Source organism: Rickettsia fournieri (assembly GCF_900243065.1).
Lineage (GTDB): Bacteria > Pseudomonadota > Alphaproteobacteria > Rickettsiales > Rickettsiaceae > Rickettsia > Rickettsia rickettsii.
Window position 1 is genome coordinate 511,722 of record NZ_LT978484.1, and the last position, 12,020, is coordinate 523,741.

The following is a 12,020-nucleotide window of genomic DNA, read 5'->3' on the forward strand; positions in this document are numbered from 1 at the left end:
TCCCAATAATAATACCCTATGAAAAAACTATCATTTCAGCAAATTATTCTGACATTACAAAATTATTGGCAGGATTATGGCTGTGCAATATTGCAGCCTTACGATGCCCATGTTGGAGCCGGTACGTTTCACCCTGCAACTGTACTTCGCTGCCTTGGTACTAAACCTTGGTCTGTTGCATATGTTCAGCCATCAAGAAGACCAGGGGATAGCAGGTATGGCATGCATCCTAATAGAATGCAGCATTATTATCAGTTTCAAGTTATATTAAAGCCGTCGCCGGATAATATTCAAGAGTTATATCTTAAAAGCTTAGAATGTTTAGGCATAGATTTAAAAATTCATGATATCAGATTTGTTGAAGATGATTGGGAGTCGCCAACCTTAGGTGCTGCCGGGCTTGGCTGGGAAGTATGGTGTAACGGTATGGAAGTATCGCAATTTACTTATATGCAGCAAATCGGCAGTATTGAATGCCGTCCCGTTGCCGGTGAAATCACTTATGGACTCGAGAGGCTTGCTTTATATATTCAAGGTGTTGATGAAGTAAGAGAGCTTGATTGGAATGGGCAAGTAGGCGAAAAAGCTTTAAAATACGGTGAAGTGGATTTCGAAGCTGAACGGCAATTTTCAAAATATAATTTAGAGCTTGCCGATAGTGAAATGTTACTGCGACATTTCAAGGATAGCGAAGACCAGTGTGAGAGATTAATCAAAGCTAATTTACCTATGCCGGCTTATAATGAATGCCTTAAGGCAAGTCATGCATTTAATCAACTAAATGCACTTGGAGTAATTAGCGTCACTGAGCGTGCTTCTTATGTTTTAAGAGTGCGTCATTTAGCTAGAATTTGTTGTATAAAATGGTTGGAGATGAACAAGTGAGCGAGTTATTATTAGAGCTATTTAGCGAAGAAATTCCGGCTTTTATGCAAAAAAATGCTGAAGAGGGTTATTTAAATATATTCACGAAAATTTTTGAAGAAAACGAAATATTTGCAAAAGTACAAGTATTCGCGGGACCTCGCAGGATAACGCTGCATGCTACCCATTTGCCAAAGATAACTTTGCCAAAAGAGGAAGAAATGAAAGGACCAAGCATAGAAGCTCCGGAAGCCGCTATTAACGGCTTTTGTAAAGCTCATAATGTTAGTAAATTAGAGCTTTCTACTAAATTAATTAGTAATCAGCTATATTATTTCTTTGTCAAAAAAACAGAAGAAAGAGAAATAAAAGAGATTTTGCCGGAGATTATTATAGAGGCTATTAATAAATATAGCTGGGCAAAATCGATGTTTTGGGGTTATTACAAAATAAAATGGATTAGACCTCTGCGAAATATTTTATGCATATTTGACGGCGAAATATTACCGATGCAATTTGGGCATTTAACCGCTAATAATATTACGTATGGGCATCGTCTTACTGATAATAAAAAATTAGAAGTAACAGATTTTGAAGATTATAGAAATAAGCTTTTAGACAATCATGTTATTTTAGAAAGAGCAAAGAGAGAGGCAATAATTAAAACCGGTTTACTGGAACTAGCAAATTCTCATGATTTAATTATAAAAGAAGATAATCGTTTAGTAGAAGAAGTAATAGGGCTTAGCGAATTTCCTGTTGTACTGCTTGGAAAAATACCACAAAAATTTTTAGAGTTACCTAAAGAAGTACTTATTTCTTCGATGCGTACGCATCAGAAATATTTTTGTTTATTTGATAAAACAGGAAATTTCACACCGTATTTTCTCTTTGTCAGTAATGGCAGATTTACAAATGCTGAACTAGTTATTCAAGGTAACGAGAAAGTTCTATCGGCACGTCTTTCGGATGCTTTATATTTTTGTAAGCAGGATATAGCTAAAACTTTAGAATCAAGATTAGTCCAATTAGAAGCTGTAACATTTCATGCAAAGCTTGGTAATTTAAGAGAAAAAGTTGAACGCATAACCGATATTTGTAATTATATAGCTCCAAATAATAAGGATTTGATTACAGCAGCTAGACTTTGCAAAAGTGATCTTGTTTCTGAGATGGTCGGGGAATTTCCTGATTTACAGGGGATTATGGGTTATTATTATGCAAAACATGAAGGGCTAAATGCAGAAATAGCCGCTGCAATTAGAGACCATTATAAACCGCAAGGTTTGAGCGACAATGTACCAAGCGGAAATGCGGCTTTACTTGCTTTAGCCGATAAGCTAGATAGTTTAGTAGGTTTGATGATAGCAGGGGAAACACCAACAGGCTCAGGTGATCCATATGCCTTAAGACGTCAAGCTCTTGGTATAATAAGAATAATACTTGAAAATAAATTAGAGCTAAATTTTAATGATTTAATTAATTTTTCTATAAACTTATATAAAGATTCATCTGACGAAAATAAGAATTTAATAATATCTTTTTTTGAAGAAAGAGCAAAATTTTACTTTAAAAATGACTATGATATTGCGTTAATTAATGCAGTTCTTGACTTAAATTTAGTAGATACAAACTTTAAGCTTGATGCGTTAAAAGAATTTTTAATAGAAGACGCAGGCAAGCAATTATTAAATGCTTACAAACGAGCTAGCAATATAATTGGTGATCAGAAAATTACCGGCTTAGTTGATGCGAGTCTCTTTAGTACACAACCTGAAAAAGAATTATTTGAAGTAATCCAAAAAATTTCTCCGCAAATTATAGATAGTATAGTTGATAAAGATTATAAGAAAGCCTTAAATTTATTATCGTCTCTATTAACTCCCATTACTAGCTTTTTTGATAATGTACTCGTTAATGACTCTGATCCAAAGATCGCTCAAAATCGTTTGTCGTTATTACAGAATATTTGTGAATTATTTGATAAAGTAGCTAAGTTTAACCGCTTATGATAAACAAAGCAGTTCAATTTATAAAATCAGGTAAAGTGGTTGTTTTTCCGACTGAAACAGTATATGGGATTGGTGCGGATGCCACAAATAATGAGGCGTGTTTAAAGATTTTTCAGTTCAAAGAGCGCCCTGCTATCAATCCGCTTATCGTGCATGTCTCCTCCATAGAGCAAGCAAAGGAAATAGGGGAGTTTGACGATTTAGCTACAAAAATAGCAGAAAAATTTTGGTCTGGACCATTATCTATAGTTGTCCCTTTAAAAGAGAATGCAAATATTGCCCCTAGCGTAACAGCAGGACTAAATACCATAGCACTTCGGATACCATCTTATCCTGTAGCGTTAGAGCTTATCAGACAATCAGGCATACCTATAGCTGCCCCAAGTGCTAACCCTTCAAACTATATTAGTCCGACTAACGCTGAGCATGTCACAAAACATTTTAAGGATAATAAGGAAATTTTTATTTTAGCACCTGAAATCTATCAGTCTAAATATGGGCTAGAGTCAACGATAATCGATACAACAACTGTTACTCCTACTATTCTTAGAGAAGGGTTTATAACTGCTGAAATTTTAGGAGAAATACTAGGGATAGAAGTTTTAAAAGCATCAGAGATAAGTACTATAAAAGCTTCGGGAATGCTTGCAAAACACTATTCACCAAAAGTACCGGTTAGGCTAAATGCTATAAATTTAGAGGATAAAGAAATCGGATTAAATTTTGGCAATAGCAATCTTACAGGAAGATTTTCATTAAACTTAAGTGTAAAAGGTGACTTTATAGAAGCCGCTGCAAATCTTTATGCTTATTTAAGAATACTTGACGATTATGCTGCATCTCATGATGTAAGAGGTATAGCAGTTAGCCCTATACCTCAAGTGAATATAGGGGCTGCAATTAATGATCGCCTAAAACGTGCCGCAAAATCATAAATTTCGGCGTTCTATTCGCCTTAATAGCTTTTTGATGATATTTGGTAATTACATAGTTATCGTGCGGTTTTAAATAATCATTTTTATTTATAATTTCAAAATTACCGTTCTGCTGTATTAACTCTATTGCTTCATAAAAATAATTTTCGATATCGGAAGCAAATACTAAATTACCATTGTCTTTTAGCTTATCTTGTAAAATCTTAAGTCGTTCTTTATTGAAAATACGTTTCTTTTTTTGCTTATTTTTTATCCATGGATCGGGAAATAAAATATAAATTCCATCAAGGCTATTGCTTGGTATCTCATTTAATATTAAATCCAAATTATTAGGGAATAATAAAAAATTCGTGATATTTTGTTCTCCTGCAAGCTTTAAAACATTTGCAACTCCGTTTAAATATACCTCTACCCCAATAAAAAGTGCATTAGGATTCATTTTAGCTTGATTAATGAAATGCTCACCCATACCAAAGCCTATCTCAAGAAATACTTTACGTTTTTCATTTACAAGCTTTTCTTTAGAAAATAAATATTTTGGTAGTTTGTTATCTAATAAATTCTGTTGCACTCCTGATAAGCTTTTACCGATACGTCTTGCATATGACCGATTGAGATTAATAGGAGAAAATAATATTACCCTACTGTGACCTTGTAGATCCTTATAAACGCTTTCAATATTATAACCATGATCTAAGAAAATTTGGGTTACCGCTTCTTCCTGTTTAAACCCTATTTCTAATATAATCTTACCGTTTGGTTTTAAGAATTGTTTGGCATTTTCGGCGATGAGAAAGTAAGCTTGCAGTCCGTCTTTTTCAGCAAATAAAGCAATAGACGGTTCATAATTGATTGTTTCAATTGCCATCTCTGATTTTTCGCTGTGAGCTATATATGGCGGGTTGCTAACGATAAAATCAAATTTCTGAGTTTCAATATTCTCAAACCAATTACTGTGAATAATCTGAATGCGATCCGTTACCTCATATTTTGCCGCATTACTTTTGATAATGTCTATAGCATCAAGACTTATATCGGTTGCAATTACATTAGCATTCGGTAACTCACATAATAGACTGATAGCAATGCAGCCGCTACCTGTGCCAAGTTCTAGGATATTTAAGAATTTGTCATTGCAGTTTTCGCTTATGTCATTCCCGCGAAAGCAGGGATCCGGTTGCTTTTTTTCTGGATTCCCGCTTTCGCGGGAATGACATTGAAATACAACATCCACCAAAACTTCAGTATCGCTTCTTGGAATTAATACATGTTTATTAACAATAAATTCACGTGAGTAAAATTCTTTAACACCTGTAATATATACTATCGGTTCATGCTTTAATCTTCTCGCTAACAGTTTTTCAAAAGCTTCTATCTCGGCTTCATTTAACTGCTCATCAAGATTAATAAGTAAATACTCAGTAGGTTTATTTATAACATGCTGTAGTAAAATTCGTGCTTCTAATTGCGGCGAACTAATACCTATTTTATTTAATTTATCTGTAGCGTCACTAAGAATTTGCTTTATAGAACATTGCATGGAAAGTTTTATTTTCTGCCAAAATTTTTCATTTATAAAATCTCATCTACACTATCTAGCGATGCTAGTTTTTTAAGTTCAGTAAATTCACGAAATATAAAATTTATTCTTATAATATTCGGGTTCTAGAGTTATAATATCTATTTTAAGATAATTTTTGGTTTTAGGTATTTTAATTATTTTCATAAACCGTTTTATGTTATTATATCACCAATTATTTCTGAATAATATTCATGTTCTATATAGCTATTTTTAAAGCTAAGATTTGCTAATGTTTCTAAATCACAAGTGATTAAAGGTTCTTGTTCGTGTTGATTTTTTAATAAATAAGGACTAGTACAAAACCAAGCGAACTCTCCTTTTATCTGGTCAGCAGTTAGTTTATTTAGTACTTCACCATTTTTCCCATACAAAATCAAGTCAGAAAAAGCACCATATCCTGCTTCGGTAAATTTTATGGGAGCTTTCTTCTCACCTAAAATTTCTTGTTGATTTTTTAAAATATATTCTAAATAAGCTTTAAAATAATGCTTATACTCTTGTCCCTCATATCGTGTACACTTAGTATTTTGATATTTAGATTTTAATTCCTCTAAAGATTCTTGCGGTATTTTTGTGTCTTGATGTCCTATATATATTTTATCTAAAATTTGTTTTTTCTCATATTCTTTAATAATAATATGAGTCATATTTTTTGTTGGAACAGTAATCATATATTCTTTTTTGTTAGGATAAATAATCTCTGCACATTTAGCAATAAAACTATGAAGTTTAAGCGAAAGACTTAAATGTTTTTTAGTATTATTATAGTCATATATTGGAGCTTTTATTATTCCTATATGTGAAATAAAATTTGCGTTTTGGAAGTTGCCATAGTTATAATCATTTCTACCGATGGTATACCAATACTACTTTTCTGTTCCCATGCTTTATTATAGGTAAAAACTACATATACATCTGTTAAATCTTGGTCATGATATTCTATGCTAGAGTCAAAAGCATCTAGTTCCATAAAAGCTTTTCTATATTCTTTTTTCCCGAACTGGTTTATAAACTCCCCCTGTTTCTTTGAGAAATTTTGCCAAGTAGTTACATTTACTCCATTAACTTTTACCATATAAAAATGTAAATCATCTTCTACTTCATAATGATAAATTTCTGATTTTACTTCTTGTGCTTTATATAGCTTTGTAAAAAGATGTTGTAAATTAGAATATTTTTCATCTATTTTACTGAAATCAAATTCGGAGAAAATCCGCAGAGCTTGCATGTATTGCATGTCTATATTATCAGGCGCTTTTGCTTCTTTGCATGCAACTTTTATAAATTTATTTAATTGTTCTTCTTGCTCATTAAAATCATTTTTTTTAAATTCTTCTAAAAATTTTTTTAATAAAATTTCTTTCCTATAATTTGCATCATCAATATACGTACTATTATTAATATCTATGCCTGTTTTTAATCTTAGAGAAAGAATTTCATTGACGAATTCAGAAATTTTAATTTCATGTTCTGTACTATATTGGGAAGAGCTAGCAATTTTTATAGATTGCGTTTAAAAGATAAATTATTACCTAATTTTAAAATAAAATCTTTTACTTCTGGCCAATCTCTATAATTTGATATATCTAAGGAAATAATTTTGTTTGTGGCGGTACTTAAATCTTGCAGAAAAGTAAAAATCTTTTCTAATCTCGCTTTTTGTTTTCTAAGGTTTAAAATACCCTCTTCCATAGAATATAAGGCTTCTTCTAATTTAGAATTAGCTTCATTTTATAAATAAATATTAATCCTTAATATTATATTAAAAAATTAATATTTTGTCAATTATAAACTAATTATCTCTTCCATATCCCTTGGCAACTCACAAGAAAATTCCATAATCTCATTACTAGTCGGATGAGTAAAACTTAAATACCAAGAATGCAGGGCTTGACGTTTAAAATCAATTAATTTTGCTTTTAGTTCAGGGGGAGAATGAGCAATTTTTCGGTCGTTATTGCCGTAAGTTTGGTCGCCGACTACCGAATGCTTTAAATGGCTTAGCTGTACTCTAATTTGGTGAGTTCTACCCGTACTAAGCTTGCACTCCACCATACTAATACTACCTTTATAAAATAATTCTAGAGTCTTATAATGTGTAACGGCTTCTTTGCCGCCATATTTTAATATGGTCATTTTTTGGCGATCGCTTCGGCTGCGACCTATATTATTTTTAATGACTCCTTCTAGCGGATTTATTACTCCCCACACTAACACTTTATATTTCCGTATTACCTGCCTTTGTTCTATCTGATTTGCAAGTAGCATATGTGCTTTATTATTTTTAGCAACTACCATCAAGCCCGTAGTGTCTTTATCTAAACGATGTACTATCCCGGGTCTTTCTGATGAGCCGATATCCGATAAGTTTTTTGTATGATGTAATAAAGCATTAACAAGCGTATCGTCATGATGCCCTGCTCCCGGGTGTACCGTCATACCTGCAGCTTTGTTAATTACTATCAAATCATCGTCTTCATATATTATATCAAGTGCTACATTTGCTGTTGCAATTTTTAGCTCTTCAGGTTCTTTAAAAGAAAATAATATAATATCATTCTCCTTGACCAAAACATCAGGATCAGAAATAATTACATCATTAACTAGTACTTGCGAATCTTTAATAGCTTTTTGGATTTGATTCCTTGAAACATTTTCAAGAAGCGATGATAGAGCTTTATCAAGCCTTATGCCATTTAGTTCGTGTGGTACGGAATATTTTAACATATTTTATTTTAAGATAATGAATAATACGCTTAAATGGTTAAGTGCAATCGGTGTTGAATATTATTGCCATGAACATCCACCGCAATTAAAGGTACGTAATAATACTGAACTAACTGAAAAGCCACAAGTAAAACTTATGTCTACAAAAGAAACTGCATTCAATATGAATGATAAAGTTCATGATAATATAACCCTAGCAAGATCTCTTGCCGATAAAGCTAATAATATCGAAGAACTAAAAGAATCTCTACTAAATTTTAATGGTTGTGAACTTAAGAAATTTGCTACTAATACGGTTTTCGGTGACGGTAATTTAGAAGCTAAAATTATGTTAATAGGCGAAGCCCCGGGAAGTACCGAAGATTTGAAAGGAATACCTTTTTACGGCGAAAGTGGCAATTTACTTGATAATATGCTACACGCTATCGGAATTTCACGAAAAAATAACGCTTATATTACTAATACGGTATTTTGGCGTCCTCCTGCTAATAGACAGCCGACGTTCGAAGAAGTCGATATTTGTAGACCTTTTGTAGAGAAGCATATTGCTCTTATTAACCCGCAGCTAATTATTCTAGTCGGTAGCACGGCTGCAACTAGCTTACTTGGAAAAAATTCGGGTATTACTAAAATTAGACAAGAATATTATTTTTATACCAATAAATATTTATCCACTCCTATTCAAACTACGGCAATCTTCCACCCTGCCTATTTACTCCGCCAACCTATGCAAAAACGCACCTCTTGGTATGATTTACTCAAGATTAAGGAGTATTTAGTCAATAATAGACTTCTTGCATAACTTGTACATTAATCTAGTACTCACAGCTTCACGTACTTTTCAAAATAATTTTCCACTGGACAATTAGTCGTATATATGCGACAGTGTAATCATCTCTAGTTAAGCTTAATATGCAAAACACTAAACAAATACAATTTTTATAACAGATATTCTGCTATTAAATGCAGGTAATAAAGATACTCAAGGCAAAGATATTAAAAAAGCCTTAGAAATAATAGAAGAAGTTTATAAACGAAATTGAGGGTGTTATATGGAAAGTTTACAGATTATTTAAAAGAAAAATTACAAAATGAGGAAATATTAGTAGGGTATATTAATGAAGCGTTAGAGCAAGAGGAGATATAGCAAAAATCTCTAAAGAAGCTCATATAAATAGACAACATATATATAATGTTATCTAGCAAAGGTAATCCAAGTGTCGACAATATAGGATCTTTATTAAACGCTTTAGGCTTGCAGTTGAAAGTAGAAGCATGTGCGTTTTAAATTTTCATTAACCTTGCAAGTTGAGCAAGATATCAAAGAAAATTTTTAAATTCTAATAAATCATAATTCATTTCTAATTTCATTAAATTAGGGTTATACTTACTGATGTATAAAAATAAGGTATATCCATATGACCAATGAAAATAATAATGATTCAGAATTTGCTGAATTAAAAATCAGAGGAAAAATATTTAAATTACCTATACTTAAAGCAAGTATTGGTGAGGATGTAATCGATATAAGTAGGGTATCTGCGGAAGCCGATTGCTTTACTTACGACCCGGGTTTTATGTCTACTGCTTCTTGTCAGTCTACTATCACCTATATAGACGGTGATAAAGGAATCTTGCGGCATCGAGGATATGATATTAAAGACTTAGCTGAGAAAAGTGATTTTTTAGAAGTAGCATATTTACTGATTTATGGGGAACTACCAAGTGGTGAGCAGTATAATAATTTCACTAAACAGGTTGCTCATCATTCATTAGTGAATGAAAGATTACACTATTTATTTCAAACCTTTTGTAGCTCTTCTCATCCTATGGCTATTATGCTTGCGGCTGTCGGTTCTCTTTCGGCATTTTATCCTGATTTATTGAATTTTAAGGAAGCAGATTACGAACTTACCGCTATTAGAATGATTGCTAAGATACATACCATCGCTGCAATGTCTTATAAATATTCTATAGGACAACCGTTTATTTATCCTGATAATTCGTTAGATTTTACCGAAAATTTTCTGCATATGATGTTTGCAACGCCTTGTACGAAATATACAGTAAATCCAATAATAAAAAATGCTCTTAATAAGATATTTATCCTACATGCCGATCATGAGCAGAATGCTTCTACTTCAACAGTCCGAATTGCCGGCTCATCCGGAGCTAACCCTTTTGCTTGTATTAGCACGGGTATTGCCTCACTTTGGGGACCTGCTCACGGTGGGGCTAATGAAGCGGTAATAAATATGCTTAAAGAAATCGGTAGTTCTGAGTATATTCCTAAATATATAGCTAAAGCTAAGGATAAAAATGATCCATTTAGGTTAATGGGTTTTGGTCATCGTGTATATAAAAACTATGACCCGCGTGCCGCAGTACTTAAAGAAACGTGCAAAGAAGTATTAAAGGAACTCGGGCAGCTAGACAACAATCCGCTCCTACAAATAGCAATAGAACTTGAAGCTATCGCTCTTAAAGATGAATATTTTATTGAGAGAAAATTATATCCAAATGTTGATTTTTATTCGGGTATTATCTATAAGGCTATGGGTATACCGTCGCAAATGTTCACGGTACTTTTTGCAATAGCAAGAACCGTAGGCTGGATGGCACAATGGAAAGAAATGCACGAAGACCCTGAACAAAAAATCAGCAGACCTAGACAGCTTTACACCGGTTATGTACATAGAGAGTATAAGGGTATTCGGGAGAGGTAAACATTGTAGTCATTGCGAGCGACTGCAAGGAGCGTAGCAATCTCAAGAGATTTGATGAGATTGCCACGTCGCTTCGCGCCTCGCAATGACGTTGAAAATATAAATCATATGCATTTTATTGATGAAGTTAAAATATATATAAAAGGTGGGAACGGTGGCAATGGTTGTGTTAGTTTCCATCGTGAGAAATTTATTGACAGAGGCGGACCGGACGGTGGTGATGGTGGACGTGGTGGTAGTGTTATTTTCAGGAGTAATCACCATCTTAATACGCTAGTAAATTATCGATATAAACAGCATTTTACCGCAGAAAACGGCGAAAACGGTAAAGATTCAAATAGAAGCGGTAAATCAGGAAAATCATTAGTTCTTGATGTTCCGATCGGTACTCAAATCTTTTCCGAGGACGGCAATATATTATTGTATGATTTCACTGTGGATGATCAAAGCTTTGAAATAATTAAAGGAGGAAGTGGCGGTCTTGGTAACAGCCATTTCAAATCGTCGGTTAATCAAGCTCCAAGAAAGCGTACGGAAGGAGAAATTGCCAAAGAAATGTGGATTCATTTAAGTTTAAAACTTCTCTCTGATGTTGGGCTTGTGGGGCTTCCAAATGCCGGTAAATCTACTTTTTTATCCGTTGTAACGGCAGCCAAGCCTAAAATTGCCGATTATCCCTTTACTACTTTAGTGCCGAAGCTTGGAGTGGTATATGTTGATGACGAAGAGTTTGTCATAGCCGATATTCCTGGCTTAATTGAGGGGGCTCATCAAGGTCACGGACTTGGCGATAAATTCTTAAAGCATATAGAAAGATGTAATGTATTAATACATTTAATAGACGGCTCTAGTAATGATGTAGTTGCAGATTATAATACGGTACGTCTTGAGCTTGAATCATATTCCGATTATCTAAAAAATAAAATCGAAATCATATGTCTTAATAAATGCGATGTTCTCACAGATGAGGAAATACAGGAAAAAATAAATAAGTTGCAGAAAGTTACTAATAAAGAAGTTTTTCCTATCTCTACCTACACTAATGCTGGAGTAAATAAAATAGTTAAACTTGCTTTAGAGACTATAAAAAATCAGGAGTAATACTACTAGGTATTGCCTGCGTGGATACTGAGGATTGTCATTGCGAGGATTCCTGAGATTGCAACGCTCACTA

Annotated in this window: 11 protein-coding genes; 6 read left to right on the forward strand and 5 right to left on the reverse strand. The window is 33.3% G+C overall.

All coding sequences use genetic code 11. The annotated features are described in order from the left end of the window. Positions 1-18: 18 nt before the first annotated feature. The 3 genes from C4Q30_RS05770 to C4Q30_RS05780 are packed head-to-tail and all read left to right on the forward strand — an operon-like array spanning position 19 to position 3,811. Complete coding sequence (locus C4Q30_RS05770) at positions 19-885, forward strand: glycine--tRNA ligase subunit alpha (RefSeq protein ID WP_103897460.1); 867 nt, start codon at positions 19-21, stop codon at positions 883-885. Continuing rightward, positions 882-2,876 carry a glycine--tRNA ligase subunit beta gene (glyS, locus tag C4Q30_RS05775; protein ID WP_103897747.1) on the forward strand — a complete coding sequence of 665 codons (1,995 nt, stop codon included), beginning with the start codon at positions 882-884 and terminating at the stop codon, positions 2,874-2,876. The genes C4Q30_RS05770 and glyS overlap by 4 nt, the downstream gene beginning before the upstream one ends. Then, entirely contained in the window at positions 2,873-3,811 is a 939-nt protein-coding gene (locus C4Q30_RS05780; RefSeq protein ID WP_103897461.1) for an L-threonylcarbamoyladenylate synthase, read from the forward strand. The genes glyS and C4Q30_RS05780 overlap by 4 nt, the downstream gene beginning before the upstream one ends. Here C4Q30_RS05780 and trmB read toward each other — a convergent pair. From trmB to C4Q30_RS05810, 5 genes are all read right to left on the reverse strand, one after another. Continuing rightward, positions 3,777-5,351 carry a bifunctional peptide chain release factor N(5)-glutamine methyltransferase PrmC/tRNA (guanosine(46)-N7)-methyltransferase TrmB gene (gene trmB, locus C4Q30_RS05785; RefSeq protein WP_103897462.1) on the reverse strand — a complete coding sequence of 525 codons (1,575 nt, stop codon included), beginning with the start codon at positions 5,349-5,351 and terminating at the stop codon, positions 3,777-3,779. The genes C4Q30_RS05780 and trmB overlap by 35 nt on opposite strands. Positions 5,352-5,545: 194 nt before the next feature. Beyond that, positions 5,546-6,040 (reverse strand): hypothetical protein, encoded by a 495-nt coding sequence (locus C4Q30_RS09860; protein ID WP_245207507.1) that lies wholly within the window; start codon positions 6,038-6,040, stop codon positions 5,546-5,548. 146 nt (positions 6,041-6,186) lie between these two features. Continuing rightward, complete coding sequence (locus tag C4Q30_RS09865; RefSeq protein ID WP_245207508.1) at positions 6,187-6,621, reverse strand: hypothetical protein; 435 nt, start codon at positions 6,619-6,621, stop codon at positions 6,187-6,189. A gap of 272 nt (positions 6,622-6,893) precedes the next feature. Next, entirely contained in the window at positions 6,894-7,085 is a 192-nt protein-coding gene (locus C4Q30_RS05805) for a hypothetical protein (protein WP_103897463.1), read from the reverse strand. 93 nt (positions 7,086-7,178) lie between these two features. Further along, the gene (locus C4Q30_RS05810) at positions 7,179-8,120 is read right to left on the reverse strand and encodes an RluA family pseudouridine synthase (RefSeq protein ID WP_103897464.1); all 942 of its coding nucleotides are present in this window, start codon (positions 8,118-8,120) and stop codon (positions 7,179-7,181) included. A gap of 16 nt (positions 8,121-8,136) precedes the next feature. Here C4Q30_RS05810 and C4Q30_RS05815 point away from each other — a divergent pair, with 16 nt between their 5' ends. The 3 genes from C4Q30_RS05815 to obgE all read left to right on the forward strand — a co-directional run bounded on the left by C4Q30_RS05815 (position 8,137) and on the right by obgE (position 11,947). Further along, positions 8,137-8,922, forward strand: a complete 786-nt coding sequence (locus C4Q30_RS05815) for a uracil-DNA glycosylase family protein (protein WP_103897465.1) — start codon at positions 8,137-8,139, stop codon at positions 8,920-8,922. 616 nt (positions 8,923-9,538) lie between these two features. Continuing rightward, complete coding sequence (locus C4Q30_RS05825) at positions 9,539-10,846, forward strand: citrate synthase (RefSeq protein WP_103897466.1); 1,308 nt, start codon at positions 9,539-9,541, stop codon at positions 10,844-10,846. Positions 10,847-10,954: 108 nt separating this feature from the next. Beyond that, the gene (gene obgE / locus C4Q30_RS05830; protein ID WP_103897467.1) at positions 10,955-11,947 is read left to right on the forward strand and encodes a GTPase ObgE; all 993 of its coding nucleotides are present in this window, start codon (positions 10,955-10,957) and stop codon (positions 11,945-11,947) included. The last annotated feature ends 73 nt before the right edge of the window (positions 11,948-12,020 follow it).